This is a genomic window from Pseudomonas sp. HN8-3 (genome assembly GCF_020790195.1).
Classification (GTDB): Bacteria; Pseudomonadota; Gammaproteobacteria; order Pseudomonadales; family Pseudomonadaceae; genus Aquipseudomonas; species Aquipseudomonas synxantha_A.
In genome coordinates this window covers 958,721-978,618 of the sequence record NZ_CP086206.1, presented here as the reverse complement: position 1 = coordinate 978,618, position 19,898 = coordinate 958,721, and the positions used below count along the sequence as shown (strand labels likewise).

The 19,898-nt window shown below is 60.6% G+C and carries 16 protein-coding genes; 6 read left to right on the top strand and 10 right to left on the bottom strand.

Going from position 1 to position 19,898, the window contains the following annotated elements:
- Nucleotides 1–10: 10 nt before the first annotated feature.
- The 6 genes from LJX92_RS04300 to mreB all read right to left on the bottom strand — a co-directional run bounded on the left by LJX92_RS04300 (nucleotide 11) and on the right by mreB (nucleotide 8,845).
- Entirely contained in the window at nucleotides 11–3,826 is a 3,816-nt protein-coding gene (locus LJX92_RS04300; RefSeq protein ID WP_103734628.1) for a YhdP family protein, read from the bottom strand.
- A gap of 78 nt (nucleotides 3,827–3,904) precedes the next feature.
- Nucleotides 3,905–5,362 (bottom strand): ribonuclease G, encoded by a 1,458-nt coding sequence (gene rng, locus LJX92_RS04295; protein WP_003188562.1) that lies wholly within the window; start codon nucleotides 5,360–5,362, stop codon nucleotides 3,905–3,907.
- 70 nt (nucleotides 5,363–5,432) lie between these two features.
- Nucleotides 5,433–6,029, bottom strand: coding sequence for a Maf family protein (locus LJX92_RS04290; RefSeq protein ID WP_103734629.1), 597 nt, complete (start codon nucleotides 6,027–6,029; stop codon nucleotides 5,433–5,435).
- Between the two features lie 50 nt (nucleotides 6,030–6,079).
- Complete coding sequence (mreD, locus tag LJX92_RS04285; RefSeq protein ID WP_003188558.1) at nucleotides 6,080–6,568, bottom strand: rod shape-determining protein MreD; 489 nt, start codon at nucleotides 6,566–6,568, stop codon at nucleotides 6,080–6,082.
- The gene (mreC, locus tag LJX92_RS04280; protein WP_248089804.1) at nucleotides 6,568–7,638 is read right to left on the bottom strand and encodes a rod shape-determining protein MreC; all 1,071 of its coding nucleotides are present in this window, start codon (nucleotides 7,636–7,638) and stop codon (nucleotides 6,568–6,570) included. The genes mreD and mreC overlap by 1 nt, the downstream gene beginning before the upstream one ends.
- Nucleotides 7,639–7,807: 169 nt before the next feature.
- Nucleotides 7,808–8,845: a rod shape-determining protein MreB gene (mreB, locus tag LJX92_RS04275; protein WP_002555108.1), complete on the bottom strand. Its 1,038-nt coding sequence runs from the start codon at nucleotides 8,843–8,845 to the stop codon at nucleotides 7,808–7,810.
- A gap of 210 nt (nucleotides 8,846–9,055) precedes the next feature.
- On the opposite strand from mreB, the gene gatC reads away from it, so the two are divergent.
- The 6 genes from gatC (at nucleotide 9,056) to LJX92_RS04245 (ending at nucleotide 14,221) form a co-directional block, all read left to right on the top strand.
- Complete coding sequence (gene gatC, locus LJX92_RS04270; protein ID WP_005784804.1) at nucleotides 9,056–9,343, top strand: Asp-tRNA(Asn)/Glu-tRNA(Gln) amidotransferase subunit GatC; 288 nt, start codon at nucleotides 9,056–9,058, stop codon at nucleotides 9,341–9,343.
- A 16-nt stretch (nucleotides 9,344–9,359) separates the two neighbouring features.
- Nucleotides 9,360–10,811, top strand: coding sequence for an Asp-tRNA(Asn)/Glu-tRNA(Gln) amidotransferase subunit GatA (gene gatA, locus LJX92_RS04265; protein ID WP_228309344.1), 1,452 nt, complete (start codon nucleotides 9,360–9,362; stop codon nucleotides 10,809–10,811).
- 10 nt (nucleotides 10,812–10,821) lie between these two features.
- Entirely contained in the window at nucleotides 10,822–12,267 is a 1,446-nt protein-coding gene (gene gatB / locus LJX92_RS04260) for an Asp-tRNA(Asn)/Glu-tRNA(Gln) amidotransferase subunit GatB (protein ID WP_005784800.1), read from the top strand.
- Between the two features lie 99 nt (nucleotides 12,268–12,366).
- A complete protein-coding gene (locus LJX92_RS04255; protein ID WP_005784798.1) occupies nucleotides 12,367–12,738 on the top strand; it encodes a septal ring lytic transglycosylase RlpA family protein in 372 nt (123 codons plus the stop codon).
- Between the two features lie 26 nt (nucleotides 12,739–12,764).
- Nucleotides 12,765–13,844 (top strand): calcium/sodium antiporter, encoded by a 1,080-nt coding sequence (locus LJX92_RS04250; protein WP_005784796.1) that lies wholly within the window; start codon nucleotides 12,765–12,767, stop codon nucleotides 13,842–13,844.
- Nucleotides 13,841–14,221 (top strand): carboxymuconolactone decarboxylase family protein, encoded by a 381-nt coding sequence (locus LJX92_RS04245; protein ID WP_032877796.1) that lies wholly within the window; start codon nucleotides 13,841–13,843, stop codon nucleotides 14,219–14,221. Before LJX92_RS04250 ends, LJX92_RS04245 begins: the two co-directional genes overlap by 4 nt.
- Here the strand turns inward: LJX92_RS04245 and LJX92_RS04240 are convergent.
- The 4 genes from LJX92_RS04240 to LJX92_RS04225 form a co-directional block, all read right to left on the bottom strand.
- Nucleotides 14,218–15,159, bottom strand: a complete 942-nt coding sequence (locus LJX92_RS04240) for an AEC family transporter (protein ID WP_005784792.1) — start codon at nucleotides 15,157–15,159, stop codon at nucleotides 14,218–14,220. The genes LJX92_RS04245 and LJX92_RS04240 overlap by 4 nt on opposite strands.
- A 174-nt stretch (nucleotides 15,160–15,333) precedes the next feature.
- The gene (gene garD, locus LJX92_RS04235; RefSeq protein WP_032877797.1) at nucleotides 15,334–16,887 is read right to left on the bottom strand and encodes a galactarate dehydratase; all 1,554 of its coding nucleotides are present in this window, start codon (nucleotides 16,885–16,887) and stop codon (nucleotides 15,334–15,336) included.
- Between the two features lie 10 nt (nucleotides 16,888–16,897).
- Nucleotides 16,898–18,262 carry an MFS transporter gene (locus tag LJX92_RS04230; protein ID WP_228309343.1) on the bottom strand — a complete coding sequence of 455 codons (1,365 nt, stop codon included), beginning with the start codon at nucleotides 18,260–18,262 and terminating at the stop codon, nucleotides 16,898–16,900.
- A 171-nt stretch (nucleotides 18,263–18,433) separates the two neighbouring features.
- The gene (locus tag LJX92_RS04225; RefSeq protein WP_078820288.1) at nucleotides 18,434–19,879 is read right to left on the bottom strand and encodes an aldehyde dehydrogenase family protein; all 1,446 of its coding nucleotides are present in this window, start codon (nucleotides 19,877–19,879) and stop codon (nucleotides 18,434–18,436) included.
- Nucleotides 19,880–19,898 lie beyond the last annotated feature (19 nt).

Below are 19,898 nucleotides of genomic sequence, written 5' to 3'. Positions count from 1 at the left end.
CCACAGGCTCTCAGTTTGGCTTTTCAAATGGCTTGTCGAAGGTGATTTTCGGATCCTTCCAAGGGCCTTGCACCTTGTACTGCACACTGGCAAAGCGCGAAACCCGATCACCGATCAGCTTGTCGATCAGGAACAACGCACCACCAATGGCAGGCGCACCGACAATCAGCGCCGCGATGGGCAGGTTGTTGGTCACCGGCAACGTGACCAGCAGCTTGGCGTCGACGCGATCGGCGACCAGATCCAGGGTGCCGTTAAGCTCAAGATTGGTCGAGGGCCCGGTCATGGTGATGGGCTCACGGGTCACGAACACACCATTACTGGCAGCCAGCAAGCCCTTGACTCGGTCATAGCTCAAGCCTTTGCCAAACAGGTCGGAAAAGTCCAAACGCAAACGCCGGCCAATGGAGTTGAAGTTAAGCAGGCCAAACACCCGCAATGCCTGGGCGCCCCCTTCCACTTCAACGAACTGACCTTTACGGAATGCGGCATCCAGGCTGCCGGAAAAGCGCTTGGGCCCAACCCAGGCCGGCGAGCCCGGCCAACGGCCATCCACGTCCAGATGGAAATCCTCACTGGTCACCGTAGGCGCAAAACCCCAGCCCTTGAGCACATCGGCGATATTTCTGCCATCGAGGCGGCCCTTGTACCAACTGCTGCTGGCGCCCGGCGCGCCCTCCCAGCCACCGGCGCCCTTGAGCAGCATCCCCTTGAGGCCCAGGTCCAGGTTATTGAAGGCCAGGCCCTTGGCGGTCGGACGAATCCGCAGCGACCATGCCCCTATCAGATCGGGGCCCTGGAACAGCTGGTCAATGGCGATGTCCAGTGCCGGGATGCTTTTGGGGTCGATATCGGCCAGCGGGTCCGGTGCGTTTTCGTCGGCCTGGGCTGTCGGGTCCACTGCGGGCAATTTGACGTACTTGAGGTTGATCGCAATCGGCGCGCCCTTGGCATCGGGCAGGTTCACCGTGCCGTTGGCTTGCTGGCTGTCGAGCTGCAGGCCCCAGGCAGCCGGCTTGCGATCAAGCTGCAACTTGACCTGGTCAAACTGGGTACCAAATCCGGTCAGCTTGCCTACCCTGAAGTCGGCGCCACTTAGCAGTTGCTTGGCATTGCCACCTGGGTCGTTACCCGCGTAGCGGTCCACGAGCTTTTTCCAGGGATCGATATCCAGTTCCGACAGCACGCCACGAATGCGCAAGCCCTTGGCCCCGGGCAACAGCGCGTCACCGTCACCCAGGAACAATTCGCCACGGCCGTTATTGAAGTTGTCCGGCGGTGCCGCAAAGGTGAAATTCGCCAGCTCGCCGTAATCAAACCAGTAACGTCGCTCAGCGCCCTGCAACGTCATGCGAAAGGTGCTGTCACGTCCCTGGCTGGCCGGCATGCCGAACGGCGCCGGTAGATCCACCGCAACACCCTTGAGGTTGGAGTTGACCATCAACTGACTGTCCGCACCGTCCAGAATAACCTGCAACTGGTAAGGAATATCGCCGGATACCGGCAACGGCTGACTGACGTTCAGCCAATCCGTCAGGCGCTTGACCGCCACCTGGCCCTTGGCAGTCACGCGAGTGCTGATATTGCCCGGCTTGCCCTCGGCGAAGATCTGCGCAGTGATAGGTTGCTCGAATGCCTGGGCCGAGATGTTCTGACCGCTCAGGCCCTTGGCGCTATCGAAGCGAAAATCACCCTTGAGCTGGGTGAGGTCCAAGGGCGGTTCAGCCAATTGCAGGCGTGCCTTGTCGGTCTTGAAGTCCACCACGATCTTGGGCTCGGTGCCCTTGGCCAGGGGAACGTCAAGGTCCAGGCTACCTTGCAGGTCACCCTCGCCTTTCCAGCCGGCGAACGTGGACGCGGTACCGATGGGCGCTTCCTGAAGAATTTTCAGACCATCACCCAAGCCACCGGAAAACCCGCCGGTGAGCAACAGATGACTGTCCTTGCCGGCCGGTGCGTGAGGAATATTGACGTACACATCCTTGACCCGGGTGTCGAGCAACTGCCCCTTGCTCGCCAGGATGCGCACGCCGCTTTCCTCGACGAACACTTCACCATTAACCTTGTTCACATGGGGCCAACCCGGCTGGAAGGCCAGTTCGGCGTCATGCACCTTGAAGAACAGGCTGATATTGCGCGACGCCGGCAGGGCGTTGTGGCTCAGCGACCCCTGGTACTGGAAAAAGCCTTCATCCACTGCCCCTTTGAGAATCGCGGTACGCAGCCACTCATCCAGCGCCGGGCTCAACACGGCCGGCAAGTATTTGGGGGTAAAACGGCCATCGCCATCGACCATGCCGACCCGCAGGTCCATGTAGTCTTCCTGGCTATGATCGAAATGCAGGCGAATCAGGAAGTCCGCCGCGACCTTGCCCTCTTCGCCCAGCACCTTGATGTACGGGGCGATCAGGGTGAAACCCTGTTTGTCGAGTTTCCAGGTCAGGCGTGCATTGGCCTGGATGTACTGCCAGGGCTTGGCGAAGATGGGGAACAGATGCAGGGAAAAATCCTTGCTGTCCATGCGCAGTTCGCCATGGCCCAGGTCGCCACTGATGCTGCCGGACACATTACGCGCGGCCGGCGCACCGAAATACGCGTCGAAACCGACACGCTCAAGGTTCGCGGCAAAGCTGACTTTCTGGTCGGTGGCGTCCTGAGGGCGGAAATCCACCAGCACATTACGCAACAGGCCAGTGGCCTTGAGATGCTCGACGGTCTTGGCGAAACCTTCGGGCAACGGCGCCAAGGCATTGAGCAGCGGCGTGATCGGCGTCAGGTCAAGACGATCGGCCTGCAATTTCCACACTTCCTGTTCTTTATCGGTCGCCAGGTTTTGCTGCAATTGAATGCGCGACTCCCAGCGGGTGTCGCCAATGTTCATTGCCAGCGAATCGAACAGCACTTCAAGGCCACTATCACTGCGTTGCAGGTAGGCCGTCAGCGCCAGATTCTCCAGATGCACGGGCTTGCGGTCGGCGTAGCTGCCCTTCACTTGCGGCGAGTTGAGGCGAACAGCAGCGCTTTGCACGGTGCCTTTGGCCCAACTGAGCCAAAACTCACCGCCGGCTTTGAACCGCGTGAGTTTCCATTGCTGGGTTAGCCGGGCGGGAATCCATTTGGCCCAGTCGCTTTGCGGCAGGCTCAGGTAGGCGTCGATCTCTGCGTCCTTCCACTGGCTGGCGCGAATACGGCTACGCAGGCTGACAGCAAGCGGCTGGCCATCAGGCAAGGTCAGCCGTGCATCCAGACGCTGATGGCTCATGCCGGTATGCAGGCTCAGGCCTACATAGGTCACGGTCACCGGCGCCTGATCGAAGGGCTGCAAGGTAACCTGACTGTCCAGCACCGACACGCGCTTGACCATTTGCATGCGCGTCAGCAACTGTTGCGGGTCCAGCGGCTGGTCGTCCTGAACCGGCAAGCCTTGCAGCGTCCAGCGGCCGTCCTTGTCTTCCTTGACGCTCAATTGCAGGCCGCTGACTTGAAGGTGGGCGATGCGCACTTCACGGGCCAACAGGCTGGCCCACATATCCGGTACCACTTCCACCTGGTCCAGGCGCAAGGCACTGCTGCCCTCGCCGACCATCACATCGTGAGCCAGCAATACCGGAGCAAACCCGCTCCAGCGGCCTTCAAGGCTGCCGATATGCAGCGGTGTATCCACTGCAGCCTGGGCCTTGGCTTCGATTTCGGCGCGATATTCGGCGACCAATGGGGTCAATTCACGCCCCAGGCTTACGTACACCGCCGCCAATACCAGCAGCAACGCACACAGGCCCAAGCCCCAGCGGGTCAAAGCGGCAAAAAAGCGTATCAGACGCTCCATGTCAGGCGACCCTCAAAAAACAGTTGGCGGACGGCAGATCAAGGTCCGCCGGTCTCGAATAAGGCAAGCAATTGGGGATCAGAGCAGCACCACGTCGTATTGTTCCTGGGAATACATGGTTTCGACCTGGAAGCGAATCGTGCGACCGATAAAGCTCTCCAGCTCCGCGACGTTCCCCGACTCTTCGTCCAGCAGGCGATCGACCACTTTCTGGTTGGCAAGCACTCTATAACCCTCGGCCTGATAGGCACGTGCCTCACGCAGGATTTCGCGGAAAATTTCGTAGCAAACGGTTTCCGGGGTTTTCAATTTACCCCGCCCCTGGCAACTGCTGCACGGCTCGCACAGCACCTGCTCAAGGCTTTCGCGGGTGCGCTTGCGGGTCATCTGCACCAGGCCCAGCTCGGTGATGCCGATGATGTTGGTCTTGGCGTGATCGCGCTCCAGCTGCTTTTCGAGGGTGCGCAATACCTGGCGCTGGTGTTCCTCATCTTCCATGTCGATGAAGTCGATGATGATGATGCCACCGAGGTTGCGCAGGCGCAGTTGGCGAGCGATCGCCGTGGCGGCTTCCAGGTTGGTCTTGAAGATGGTCTCTTCGAGGTTGCGATGGCCCACGAATGCGCCAGTGTTAACGTCAATGGTGGTCATGGCTTCGGCCGGGTCCACCACCAGGTAGCCGCCGGATTTGAGCGGCACCTTGCGCTCCAGGGCTTTCTGGATTTCGTCTTCAACGCCATACAGGTCGAAGATCGGCCGCTCGCCGGGGTAGTGCTCCAGGCGGTCGGCAATTTCCGGCATCAGCTCGGCAACAAATTGCGTGGTGCGCTGGAAGGTTTCCCGCGAGTCGATACGGATTTTCTCAATTTTCGGGCTGACCAGGTCACGCAGCGTACGCAGCGCCAGGCCCAGGTCTTCATAGATGACGCTGGGCGCGCCAATGGTCTTGATCTGTGCGTCGATCTGATCCCACAGGCGCCGCAGGTAGCGGATATCCATAAGGATCTCATCAGCGCCTGCGCCTTCGGCGGCGGTACGCAGGATAAACCCGCCCGCTTCCTTGATGCCCTCGGCAGCCACGCAGTCGCTGACCACCTTTTTCAGGCGTTCACGCTCGGCTTCGTCTTCGATCTTCAGGGAAATGCCGACATGGGCAGTGCGCGGCATGTACACCAGGTAGCGCGAGGGAATCGACAACTGGGTGGTCAAGCGTGCGCCCTTGGAGCCGATAGGGTCCTTGGTGACTTGCACCACCAGACTCTGCCCTTCGTGCACCAGGGCGCTGATGCTTTCCACCGCAGGGCCTTCGCGCAGGGAAATTTCCGAAGCGTGGATAAACGCAGCACGGTCCAGGCCGATATCGACAAATGCTGCCTGCATACCTGGCAGTACGCGCACCACCTTGCCTTTGTAGATATTGCCGACGATCCCACGCTTTTGGGTACGCTCGACATGCACTTCTTGCAGAACACCGTTCTCTACCACCGCCACGCGCGATTCCATCGGCGTGATATTGATCAGAATCTCTTCACTCATGGCTGGGTCTCGTTCAGGCGTTTTCACAATAGTGACCGATCGCTCAAGGCTTGGCGCTGGAATACGGCGTTCAGCGCACGGTAATGTTTTGCCAACAGGGTATGCCGAATTGGACGAGCAGTTGCGCGGTTTCGCACACGGGTAGGCCAACCACCGCAGAATAACTGCCATTGAGGCCGGCAACGAACACCGAACCCAGGCCTTGGATAGCATAGCCGCCGGCCTTGTCCTGGGGTTCGCCACTGTGCCAGTAGGTTGTAGCCTCTTCGACAGAAAGCTGGCGAAAACGTACAAGACTGCTTACATATCGAGTTTCGCAGCGCTGGCCGTCGGTGAGGGCAATCGCGGTGAGCACTTCATGCTCGCGGCCCGAAAGGGCCATCAGCATTGCCAGCGCGTCGGCCTGGTCCACGGGTTTGCCCAGGATCTGGCCATCAATAATCACCGCCGTATCGGCGCCCAATACGCAGGCGCCCGAGGTTTGGCCAAGCGCAACAAAACCCGCCGTTGCCTTGCCGCGTGCAAGACGCTCGACATAGGCAACGGCAGGTTCGTGGGTAAGCGGTGTTTCATCAATCGCGGCGCTGACTACGGTGAAAGGCACACCGATCTGGGTCAGCAGCTCACGTCGCCGCGGGGAGCCCGAGGCCAGATAAAGCGAAATCATTGCAGCCTCTCCCTGTTGGGTTCGATAACCAGGCAGAGCCTCGCAACCATTCAATTGATTTTATAGCGACGACGCAGCCCACGCAGGCCAAAACTGATCCAGGGCCACAGCAGTGCACTGACCAGGGCCGGCAAGACCAGCGCCAGGGTGGGCTGACGGTTGCCGGTCAATGCGCTCAGCCACAATTGCACCAACTGCGCCAAACCGAAAATCACCAGGATCACCAGGCACTGCTGCCACATAGGGAACATGCGCAGGCGCTGTTGCAACGACAGCACCAGGAAAGTGATCAGGGTCAGGATCAACGCATTCTGGCCCAGCAAGGTGCCATAGAGCACATCCTCCGCCAAGCCCAGGCACATCGCAGTGACCATGCCCACCTTGTGCGGCAGGTTCAAAGACCAGAACGCCAGCAGCAAGGCCAGCCAGAGCGGGCGCAGGATTTCCATGAATTGCGGCAGCGGCGAAACGCTGAGCAGCAAGCCAATGGCGAAAGTCAGCCAGACGATCCAGCCATTGCGCGAATGAGTACCGGCCATTATTCCTCCCTCTGCCGTGTGGTGGCCGGAGCGGTTGTCGCAGGCCTCGCAGGCGCGGTGGTCGCCGCCGGTTTAGCCGGGCGAGCACTCTGTGCAGCAGGCTTGGCTGGTGTGGCGACAGGCGCTGCGGTTGCCGGAACGGCCGGCGCAGCCGCAGGCGCTGGTGGCCCGACGAAGGCCGGTTTGGGCACAATGGCGGGGACGACCGGCGCGGTGCCGTTCTGCTTGTCTTCCGCTTCCTGGGCCTGGGCGGCGTCGTTGGCGCGCTCCTCCGGGGTGCGGTTATCGCTGAACACCAGCAGCAGGTAACGGCTACGGTTAAGGGCAGCCGTCGGCACGGCCCGAACGATCGCGAATGGTTGGCCAGAATCGTGGATCACTTCCTTGACCGTCGCCACCGGGTAGCCGGCCGGGAAGCGCTGGCCCAGGCCGGAGCTGACCAGCAGGTCGCCTTCCTTGATATCCGCAGTGTCGGCAACATGGCGCAGTTCGAGGCGTTCGGGGTTGCCAGTACCGCTGGCAATCGCGCGCAAGCCGTTGCGGTTGACCTGAACCGGAATGCTGTGGGTCGTGTCCGTCAGCAGCAGGACGCGCGAGGTGTAGGGCATCAACTCCACCACCTGGCCCATCAGGCCACGGGCATCGAGCACCGGCTGGCCGAGGACCACACCGTCGCGCTCACCCTTATTGATGATGATGCGATGAGTGAACGGGTTCGGATCCATGCCGATCAGCTCGGCGACTTCAACCTTTTCATTGACCAACGCGGAAGAATTGAGCAACTCGCGCAGACGAACGTTCTGCTCGGTGAGGGCCGCCAGCTTTTGCATGCGCCCCTGCAACAGCAGGTTTTCAGTCTTGAGTTTTTCGTTCTCGGCGATCAGCTCGGTGCGGCTGCCAAATTGGCTGGCCACGCCCTGGTAGAGACGTTGTGGCAGGTCGGTGATCCAGTAGGTCTGCATCAACACCAGCGACATCTGGCTACGCACGGGCTTGAGCAGTGCAAAGCGGGCATCGACCACCATCAGCGCGACCGAAAGCACGGTCAGCACCAATAAGCGCACGCCCAATGAGGGGCCTTTGGCGAAAAGCGGTTTAATAAGCCGCTCCTCCCAGGCAAATGTTCTCTTTATTCATACGGCATCAAACCGGCCTGGATGCAGATTGAAGAAGATAAACGCCAACAGGCAGCACTGCAAAGTGCTGCCTGCCGACCAAGCATGAACCATCCAGGCAATCTTATTCGCTGGAGAGCAGGTCCATGGTGTGTTTATCCATCATTTCCAGCGCACGACCACCACCACGAGCAACGCAGGTCAGCGGGTCTTCGGCGACGATCACCGGCAGACCGGTTTCCTGTGCCAGCAGCTTGTCGAGGTCGCGCAGCAAGGCGCCACCACCGGTCAGCACCAGGCCACGCTCGGCGATATCGGAAGCCAGCTCCGGCGGCGACTGCTCCAGGGCACTCTTCACGGCCTGAACGATGGTGGCCAGGGACTCTTGCAGAGCTTCCAGCACTTCATTGGAGTTCAGGGTGAAGGCACGTGGAACGCCTTCGGCCAGGTTGCGACCGCGAACATCGACTTCGCGAACTTCGCCGCCCGGGTATGCGGTGCCGATTTCCTGCTTGATGCGCTCGGCGGTGGATTCGCCGATCAGGCTGCCGTAGTTGCGACGCACATACGTGATGATCGCTTCGTCGAAACGGTCGCCACCCACGCGCACGGATTCGGCATACACCACACCGTTCAGGGAAATCAGGGCGATTTCGGTCGTACCACCACCGATATCCACCACCATCGAGCCGCGGGCTTCTTCAACCGGCAGGCCGGCACCGATCGCAGCCGCCATCGGCTCTTCGATCAGGAACACTTCGCGGGCACCGGCGCCAAGGGCCGACTCACGGATGGCACGACGCTCAACCTGGGTGGACTTGCACGGAACGCAGATCAGCACACGAGGGCTGGGCTGCAGAAAACTGTTTTCGTGAACCTTGTTGATGAAGTACTGCAGCATCTTCTCGCAGACGCTGAAATCGGCGATCACGCCATCCTTCATCGGACGAATGGCAGCAATGTTGCCTGGTGTACGGCCGAGCATACGCTTGGCCTCGGTGCCAACGGCAACGACACTTTTCTGATTACCATGGGTCCGAATGGCCACAACCGATGGCTCATTCAGAACGATACCGCGCTCGCGCACGTAAATAAGGGTGTTGGCAGTGCCCAGGTCAATGGAAAGATCGCTGGAAAACATGCCACGCAGTTTCTTGAACATGGGAAAGGGACCCTAGGCAACGCGTGGGTAAAAAAGTGCGGCAAACTCTAACAACGACAGGGATTTTGGGCAAGGCGCCAATGTGCTAAATTGGCCGACTTTCTGTGCACCAACCCCCACAATCGCGGCCATATGACCGTAGAAATGCGGTAGTGTTCCGACAATCTAACACACGGACGCCTTCCGTTCTGTTTTCCACTGGAGAATCCCATGGCGCTTGAACGCTCCGACGTGGAAAAAATCGCGCATCTGGCCTCGCTTGGCCTCAATGACGCCGATCTTCCACAGACCACCGCAGCCCTGAACAGCATTCTCGGGCTGGTTGACCAAATGCAGGCCGTCGATACCGACGGCATCGAGCCCCTGGCTCACCCGCTGGAAGCCAGTCAGCGCCTGCGCGCAGACGTCGTGACCGAGCGCAATAACCGCGAGGCCTACCAGTCCATCGCGCCAGCGGTCGAAAACGGCCTGTACCTGGTTCCGAAAGTCATCGACTAAAGGGAAAGAGCCTTTCATGCATCACATGACTCTGGCCGAGATCGCCCGCGGTCTCGCCGACAAAACGTTTTCCAGCGAAGAGCTGACCCAGACCCTGCTGGCGCGTATCGCCGAGCACGATCCCAAGGTCAACAGCTTCATCAGCCTCACCCAAGAGCTGGCCCTGAGCCAGGCCAAGGCCGCCGACGCACGTCGCGCCAACGGTGAAAACAACCCTCTGCTGGGCGCCCCCATCGCCCACAAGGACCTGTTCTGCACCCAGGGCATTCGCACCAGCTGCGGCTCGAAGATGCTCGACAACTTCAAGGCGCCCTACGACGCCACCGTGGTCTCCAAGCTGGCCGCCGCCGGGGCTGTGACCCTGGGCAAGACCAACATGGACGAATTCGCCATGGGTTCGGCCAACGAGTCGAGCTACTACGGCGCGGTGAAAAACCCGTGGAACCTTGAGCACGTGCCCGGCGGTTCGTCGGGTGGCTCGGCTGCGGCCGTGGCCGCACGCTTCCTGCCCGCCGCTACGGCGACCGACACCGGTGGTTCGATCCGCCAGCCCGCCGCGTTCACCAACCTCACCGGCCTGAAGCCGACCTACGGTCGCGTTTCCCGCTGGGGCATGATCGCCTACGCCTCAAGTCTCGATCAGGGCGGCCCTCTGGCACGCACCGCTGAAGACTGTGCAATATTGTTACAAGGCATGGCAGGCTTCGATAAACAGGACTCCACCAGCATCGATGAGCCCGTGCCGGACTACAGCGCCAGCCTGAATACCTCGCTCAAGGGCCTGCGCATCGGCGTGCCGAAAGAGTACTTCAGCGCCGGCCTCGACCCGCGTATCGCCGATCTGGTGCAAAACAGCATCAAAGAGCTGGAAAAGCTCGGCGCGGTGATCAAGGAAATCAGCCTGCCGAACAACCAGCACGCGATTCCCGCCTACTACGTGATCGCGCCGGCAGAGGCGTCTTCCAACCTGTCGCGTTTCGACGGTGTGCGCTTCGGCTATCGCTGCGAGAACCCGAAAGACCTCACCGACCTGTACAAACGCTCCCGTGGCGAAGGCTTCGGCAGTGAAGTCCAGCGCCGGATCATGGTCGGTGCCTATGCCCTGTCCGCCGGCTACTACGACGCGTACTACCTCAAGGCGCAGAAAATCCGTCGCCTGATCAAGAACGATTTCATGGCCGCCTTCGAAGAAGTCGACGTGATCCTCGGCCCGACCACGCCGAACCCGGCCTGGAAAATCGGCGCCAAGACCGGCGACCCGATCGCCGAGTACCTGGAAGACCTCTACACCATTACCGCCAACCTCGCGGGCCTGCCGGGCTTGTCCATGCCCGCCGGTTTCGTCGATGGCTTGCCGGTAGGCGTACAATTGCTCGCCCCGTATTTCCAGGAAGGCCGCCTGCTCAATGTGGCGCACCAGTACCAGTTGCACACCGACTGGCACACCCGCACCCCTACCGGCTTCTGAGGAGAACACTATGCAATGGGAAGTTGTGATCGGGCTGGAGATTCATACCCAGCTCGCCACCCAATCGAAGATTTTCTCCGGTAGCGCCACCACGTTCGGCTCTGAGCCCAACACCCAGGCCAGCCTGGTCGACCTGGGCATGCCCGGCGTGCTGCCGGTGCTGAACCAGGAAGCGGTGCGCATGGCGGTGATGTTCGGCCTGGCGATTGACGCCGAAATCGGCCAGCACAACGTGTTTGCACGCAAGAACTACTTCTATCCGGACCTGCCCAAGGGCTACCAGATCAGCCAGATGGAACTGCCGATCGTCGGCAAGGGCCACCTGGACATCCCGCTGGAAGACGGCACCATCAAGCGTGTCGGCGTAACCCGTGCGCACCTGGAAGAAGACGCCGGCAAGAGCCTGCACGAAGAATTCCCCGGCGCCACCGGTATCGACCTGAACCGTGCCGGCACGCCGCTGCTGGAAATCGTCTCCGAACCGGACATGCGCAGCGCCAAGGAAGCCGTGGCCTACGTCAAGACCATCCACGCGCTGGTGCGCTACCTGGGCATCTGCGACGGCAACATGGCCGAAGGCTCGCTGCGTTGCGACTGCAACGTGTCGATCCGGCCAAAGGGCCAGGTTGAGTTCGGCACCCGCTGCGAGATCAAGAACGTCAACTCGTTCCGCTTCATCGAGAAGGCGATCAACAGCGAAGTGCGTCGCCAGATCGAATTGATCGAAGACGGCGGCAAGGTGATCCAGCAAACGCGCCTGTACGACCCGAACAAAGACGAAACCCGCGCCATGCGCAGCAAGGAGGAAGCCAACGACTACCGTTACTTCCCCGACCCGGACCTGTTGCCGGTGGTGCTGGAAGATTCGTTCCTCAACGACATCCGCGCCACCCTGCCGGAACTGCCGCAGCAAAAACGCGAGCGCTTCCAGGAGCAGTTCGGCCTGTCGGTCTACGATGCCAGCGTGCTGGCCTCCAGCCGTGAACAAGCCAACTACTTCGAAAAAGTCGTGAGCATTGCCGGCGACGCCAAGCTGGCGGCCAACTGGGTGATGGTCGAACTGGGCAGCCTGCTGAACAAACAGGGCCTGGAAATCGACGAAGCGCCCGTCACTGCCGAACAATTGGGCGGGATGCTGCTGCGCATCAAGGACAACACCATCTCCGGCAAAATCGCCAAGACGGTGTTCGAAGCGATGGCCGCGGGTGAAGGCAACGCCGACGAGATCATCGAGAAGCGTGGCCTCAAGCAAGTCACCGACAGCGGCGCGATTTCGGCCGTACTCGATGAAATGCTCGCGGCGAATGCCGAACAGGTCGAGCAATACCGCGCCGCAGACGAAGCCAAGCGCGGCAAGATGTTCGGCTTCTTTGTCGGCCAGGCCATGAAAGCTTCCAAGGGCAAAGCCAACCCGCAACAGGTGAACGAGCTGCTTAAAAGCAAGCTCGAAGGCTGATTGCGGTGAATGGTTGGAGCAGACCTCAAGGTCTGGCTCCAACCTGTGTGGGAGGGGGCTTGCTCCCTCTCCACATTTTTTATTGGGGATGTTCTGACAATGAAGCGTCTACTCGGCCTCCTGGCCTTGTCCTCCCTGCTGGCCGGTTGCGCCAGCGGTCTCATCGACCCCAACGGTTACGACGAAACCGGCACCGCCTCCTATTACGGCGCCAAACACCATGGCAAAAGAACCGCCAGTGGTGAACCCTTCAACCAGAACGCCTTGACCGCTGCGCATCGGCGCCTGCCCTTCGGTACGCGGGTCAAAGTGACCAATCTGAACAACGACCGATCGGTCGTGGTGCGCATCAATGACCGCGGCCCGCACACCCGTGGGCGCCTGATCGACGTTTCCCGCAAGGCTGCCGAGCAACTGCGTATGCTGGGCAGCGGCACCGCACGGGTTCGCGTGCAAGCCCTGAACAACTGATTGAGGCCGCCTTGAGTATTTTCGGATTGAACGCCCTTTCGCCCTGGAGCCTGCTCGAACTGGTCGGCGGCTTGCTGCTGTTGATCGTCGGCGCCGAGATCCTGGTACGCGCCGCCGTGCGCCTGGCGGCCAGCCTCAAAGTGCGACCGCTGATCATCGGCCTGAGCGTTGTCGCCTTCGGCAGCAGCGCGCCGCAGATGGCCGTCAGCCTCCAGGCCACGCTGGCCGGCAATACCGATATCGCCGTGGGTAGCGTTATTGGCAGCAGCATTTTCAATATCCTCGTCACCCTGGGCCTGTCGGCGCTGATCATTCCGCTGCGGGTCTCGCGGCAACTGGTGCGTGTGGATATCCCGGTGATGATCTTCGCCGGTCTGCTGGTGTTTATCCTGGCCGCCAATGAAGTGCTGACCCCGCTCGATGGTGTTTTGCTGCTGGTGGCGCTGGTAGCTTACCTTGGCGTGCTGCACCACCAGACGCGTCATTCACGCCGCCCGCGCACCCTGGACACCGTGGCCAAGGCACCCTGGTTGAGCAGCGCGTTGCTGATGTTCGCCGGGCTATTGGTGCTGGTACTGGCCGGGCATTTGTTGCTGGGCGCCGCGGTGGAAGTGGCGGGCGACCTGGGCTTGTCGGAGCGCGTCATCGGCCTGACGCTCATCGGCGTGGGCACCTCGCTACCCTGCCTTGCCACATCGCTGATCGCCGCCTTGCGGGGCGAGCGGGAAATTGCGGTGGGCAACGTGATCGGCAGCAACCTGTTCAACCTGCTGGGAGTGCTGGGCTTTACCGCGCTAGTGGCGCCGTCGCCGCTGTCGGTATCACCCAATGCCCTGGACTTCGATTTGCCGGTGATGCTCGGTGCCATCGTCCTGTGCCTGCCGGTGTTTTATACCGGCTACCGCGTGACGCGTATCGAAGGGCTGGTGCTGCTGGGGTTGTACCTGGCGTACGGGCTGCACGTAATGGCGTTCACCACCGGTATGCCCCTGGCCAACAAGCTTGAACAATTGATGCTGTATTACGTCCTGCCGGCGTTGGTGGCTTTGCTGTTGTTCACCTCTGTGCGCGCCTGGCACCGCCAACACAAGAGGGAATCGAAATGACCGATCAGAAAAAACCCGGAGTTGAGGTACGACGCCAAGTCATGGGCGATGCATTCGTCGACCGCGCCCTGGGTAATGCCACGGCGTTCACCCAGCCGCTACAGGACTTCGTCAATGAACATGCGTGGGGCGCTGTCTGGAACCGCGAAGGCTTGCCGCTCAAGACCCGCAGCCTGATCACCCTCGCCGCCCTGACAGCCCTCAAATGCCCGCAGGAACTCAAGGGCCACGTGCGCGGTGCACTTAATAATGGCTGCACGGTAGACGAGATTCGCGAAGCGCTGCTGCACTGCGCGGTGTATGCCGGTGTGCCGGCGGCGATTGATGCCTTTCGGGCGGCGCAGGAAGTGATCGAAAGCTACCAGAAAGACGCCTAGATCCAACCACCCGCCTGCAATACGAAAATCCCGATATTGGTGGTCACCGCCGCCATCAGCGTAGTGATCACGATAATCGCCGCCGCCAGCTCATGATTGCCTTGCGCCGCCCTGGCCATCACGAAGCTGGCCGCGGCTGTCGGCGCGCCGAAGTACAGGAACAGAATCCCCAGCTCCGGCCCGCGAAAGCCCAGCAACCAAGCGCCCAAGGTTGCGATCACCGGCAACCAGATCATCTTCATCAGGCTCGCACTCAACGCCATGTTGCCGCTCTTGCGCAGCGCGGCCATGGACAAGGTGCCGCCGATGCAAATCAACGCCAACGGCAGCGTGGTATCCGACAGGTACTGCAAGGACTTTTCGAACCAGCCGGGCAAGCTGATCTGAAAGTACGCGAACGGCGCCGCAACGATCACGCTGATGATCAGTGGGTTAGCCACCACACTCTTGAAAATGCTCCACGGGTCGGACTTGATCACCGGGCTGTACACCGCCAGCACAATGGTCGACAGCGTGTTGTAAAACAGGATCACCAGCGCCGCGAGGATTGCGCCCAGGGAGATCCCGTAGTCACCGTACATACTGGCGGCGAGCGCCAGGCCGATCACCCCGTTATTGCCGCGAAACGCACCCTGGGTGTAAATGCCCCGGTCTTCACGCTTGCAGCGAAAAATCGCCCAGCCCCAGGCCAAAGCAAAGCTCGCCAGGGTGGCGACGGCAAAATAGATCAGCAAACCCGGCTTGAGTGCCGCGTGCAGGTCGGCATGCAGGATGCCCAGGAACAGCAGCGCCGGCATGGTGACGTTGAACACCAGGGACGACGCGGTGTGGATAAAGTTGTCGTTGATCCAGTTGATGCGCTTGAGCAGCACACCAAGAAACAGCATGGCAAACACCGGCGCGGTGATGGTGAGGGTGGTAAGGAAGATTGCCAGCATGCCGGGGAGAACCTTGGTGGGCGTCGTTAGTTGGCTAATGATAAGCCATGCAGCCCGTGTCGTCTGGTCTACCGCTATCGGGAGCAAGCCCCCTCCCACATTTGAACGCATTCATTCTGTTGAAATGCGGACCAATGTGGGAGGGGGCTTGCTCCCGATGCAGGCGACTCGGTCTCAGGTAATCGGCGCCGGGTTGAACAGCGTGATGTCGTTATGCAACTTGTGATGCTCCGCCCACGTCTGCTTCCTGCCACTGGCCACGTCCAGGTAGAAGTGAAACAACTCCCAGCCCAGCTCCTCGATGCTCGCGCGCCCGGTGGCAATGCGCCCGGCGTCGATATCGATCAGGTCCGGCCAGCGCTGGGCCAGCTCGGTGCGGGTCGACACCTTGACCACCGGCGCCATCGCCAGCCCGTACGGCGTGCCACGCCCGGTGGTGAATACATGCAGGTTCATCCCTGCCGCCAGTTGCAAGGTGCCGCACACAAAATCACTGGCCGGGGTGGCGCAAAAAATCAGGCCCTTGCCCTTCAAGCGCTCGCCGGGGCCGAGCACGCCGTTGATCGCGCTGCTGCCGGACTTGACGATGGAGCCCAATGACTTCTCGACAATATTCGACAGCCCGCCCTTCTTGTTGCCCGGCGTGGTATTGGCACTGCGGTCTGCTTCACCCTTGGCCAGGTAACAGTCATACCAGTCCATTTCCCTGACCAGTTCCCGGGCAACCTCCTGGTTCTGCGCCCGGGAAGTCAGCAGGTAAATGGCATCGCGCACTTCAGTCACTTCGGAAAACATCACCGTCGCGCCGGCCCGCAGTAACAAGTCCGAGGCATACCCCAGCGCCGGGTTGGCGGTGATACCGGAAAACGCATCACTGCCACCGCATTGCATGCCCAGGATCAGTTCGGAAGCTGGCACCGTTTCCCGACGTCGCTGGTCGAGTTTTTTCAAGCGCACTTCGGCCAGCGCCATGATCTGCTCGATCATCTCAGTGAAGCCGTGACTGGAGTCCTGCAGGCGGTAAAGCCACGGCTCGCTCAGGTCCACGGAGCTGTCGTTGTCGTGCATCACCTGGCCGGCCTGCAATTTCTCGCAGCCCAGGCTGATCACCAGGGCTTCACCGCCCAGGTTCGGGTTGCGCGCCAGATTGCGCACGGTGCGGATCGGGATATAGGCATCCGTCGCCGTAATCGCCACGCCGCAGCCGTAGCTGTGAGTCAGCGCCACCACATCATCGACGTGGGGATACTTGGGCAGCAACTCATCCTTGATGCGCTTGACTGCGTGGTCCAGCACGCCGGTAACGCACTGCACGGTGGTGGTGATGCCGAGGATATTGCGCGTGCCCACGGTACCGTCGGCATTGCGATAGCCCTCGAAGGTGAACCCCTCCAGCGGTGCCTGGGTTTCAGGCACCTCGGTGGACAGCGGCAAGCTGTCCAGCGGTGGCGCGGTGGGCATGCGCAGCTGATCTTCCTGCACCCAACTGCCACGCGGAATCGGAGCCAAGGCGTAACCGATGGTCTGGCCGTAGCGAATAATCCGGCCGCCCTCGGGGATATCTTCCAACGTCACCTTGTGGCTCTGGGGTATGAACTCCACGGTGACCAGGCCGTCGGGGAATTCGGTCCCCGCCGGTACACCCTGGTCGTTTACCACGATCACCACATTGTCGCGCTCGTGCAAACGGATCGAGCGCGGCGAGTCGGCATGTTCAATCAACTGCATCACACGAACCTCAGGAATGCGCTTGGGAAAGGTTGGTCAACTCTGGGCCTTTGGTGGGTGGCTCTTTGAGCACCACGCGCTTGATCGGGCCGACAATCACCAGGTAGCTGAACACCGCGACCAGCGCGTTGGCGCCGACGAACACCAGGGCCCACTTGAACGAGCCGGTAGTGCTGATGATGTAGCCGATGACAATCGGCGTGGTGATCGACGCCAGGTTACCGAAGGTGTTGAACAGGCCGCCACTGAGGCCGGCGATCTGCTTCGGCGAGGTGTCGGACACTACCGCCCAACCCAGTGCGCCAACGCCTTTGCCGAAGAACGCCAGGGCCATGAAGCCCACCACCATCCATTCGATGTCCACGTAATTGCAGGCCACGATACTGCTGGAGATCAGCAGGCCACCAATGATCGGCGCCTTGCGTGCAAAGGTCAGCGAGTGGCCTTTACGCAGCAGGTAGTCAGAAATCACCCCGCCGAGCACACCGCCGATAAAGCCGCAGATCGCCGGCAACGAGGCGATAAAACCAGCCTTGAGAATGGTCATGCCGCGATCCTGCACCAGATACACCGGGAACCAGGTCAGAAAGAAGTAGGTGATGCCGTTGATGCAGTACTGGCCCAGATACACGCCGAGCATCATGCGGTTGGTCAATAACTGGCGTATGTAATCCCACTTCGGCCCATCAGTTTTCTTACCCTTGCCCTTGTCCTGATCCATGTCGACCATCGCGCCGTTGGCAGCGATGTGGTTGAACTCGGCCTCGTTGATCATCGGATGCTGGCGCGGGCTGTGGATAACTTTCAGCCAGATCATCGAGAACACGATGCCGATCACGCCCATCACGATAAACACATGCTGCCAGCCGAAGCGGTAGACGATCCAGCCCATCAATGGCGCAAACAACACCGTGGCGAAGTACTGCGCCGAATTGAAGATTGCCGATGCGGTGCCGCGCTCAGCCGTAGGAAACCACGCCGCAACAATACGGGCATTGCCCGGAAACGACGGCGCCTCGGCCAGGCCCACCATAAAGCGCAGCATGAACAGCGCCACTACGGCGGTGGAGACGCCGAACTCACCGACATAGCCTTGCAGCACGGTGAATAGCGACCAGGTGAAGATGCTCAAGGCGTATATTTTTTTCGAGCCGAAGCGGTCGAGCAGCCAGCCGCCAGGAATTTGCCCGGCCACGTAAGCCCAACCGAATGCGGAGAAGATGTAACCGAGGGTGACCGCGTCGATGCCGAGGTCTTTTTGCAGGCTGGAGCCGGCGATGGCGATAGTTGCGCGGTCGGCATAGTTGATCGTGGTCACCAGAAACAGCATGAGCAGGATCAAATAGCGGACATGGGTCGGCTTGGTCGCTTGCATGAAGAGGTACTCCCACTAATTATTTTTTTTGCGGGTAATGATTTTTTGTTTTTCCTGTGGGAGCCGGGCTTGCCCGCAATGCAGACACCTCGGTGTGTCAGCAAGACCGAGGTGATGCTATCGCAGGCAAGCCAGCTCCCACATAAAGCCAGTGCCACAGGATGCTGCGTATTACGAGCCGATATAGCTGGTCTTCACCACGGTGTAGAACTCTTGCGCATAGCGACCTTGCTCGCGCGAACCGTAGGATGAGCCCTTACGGCCACCGAATGGAACGTGGTAGTCCACACCCGCCGTCGGCAGGTTGACCATCACCATCCCGGCCTGGGAGTGGCGTTTGAAGTGGTTGGCGTACTTCAGCGACGTAGTGGCGATACCCGCCGACAGGCCGAATTCGGTGTCGTTGGCCATGGCCAGCGCCGCCTCGTAGTCAGCCACACGCACCACGTTGGCCACCGGGCCGAAAATTTCTTCACGGCTGATGCGCATCGCCGCTTCGCTGTCGGCAAACAAGGTCGGCGCCAGGTAATAGCCTTCGGTGTCGCAGGTCACCAGGCCGCCACCGCTGACCAGCCGCGCACCTTCGCTTTGGCCGATGTCGATGTATTTCATGTCCTGGTCCAACTGGGCCTGGGACACCACTGGCCCGATGTCGATGCCGGTATGCAACGCGTGGCCGACCTTGATCGACTTCATGCGCTCAGCCATTGCCGCAACAAACCGGTCGTGAATACCGGCGGTGACAATCAAACGGCTCGACGCGGTGCAACGCTGGCCGGTGGAATAGAACGCGCTCTGCACCGACAACTCCACCGCCTGCTTGAGGTCGGCGTCATCGAGGATGATCTGCGGGTTCTTGCCGCCCATTTCCAACTGCACTTTGGCCTGGCGCGACACACAATTGACGGCGATCTGACGACCCACGCCAACGGAGCCGGTGAAGCTGATGCCATCGACTTTCGGGCTGTTAACCAACACGTCACCGACGACACGACCGCTGCCCATCACCAGGTTGAACACACCAGCAGGGAAACCAGCGCGAGAAATGATCTCCGTCAGGGCCCAGGCGCAACCCGGCACCAGCTCCGCAGGTTTGATCACCACGCAGTTGCCGTAGGCCAGGGCCGGGGCGATTTTCCACGCGGGAATGGCAATCGGGAAATTCCATGGAGTAATCAGCCCCACCACGCCAAGGGCTTCGCGAGTCACTTCAACGCTGACGCCCGGACGCACCGAGGGCACGTAATCACCTGAAAGGCGCAGGCATTCACCGGCGAAGAACTTGAAAATATTACCGGCGCGGGTCACTTCGCCGATGGCTTCGGGCAGGGTCTTGCCCTCTTCCCGGGCCAACAAGGTGCCGAGCTCTTCGCGACGGGCAAGGATTTCACTGCCGACTTTATCCAGCGCGTCGTGGCGCGCCTGGATACCGGACGTGGACCAGGCCGGGAAAGCTGCGCGGGCCGCGTCAATGGCCGCGTTGACTTGGGCCACGTCCGCTTTGGCGTATTCGCCGATGACATCGGACAAATCAGACGGGTTGATATTGGTGCAATAGTCGGCGCCGGTTACCCATTCACCGTTGATGTAGTTTTCGAAACGCTTTGCTTGGGACACAAATCTTCTCCTGACGCAA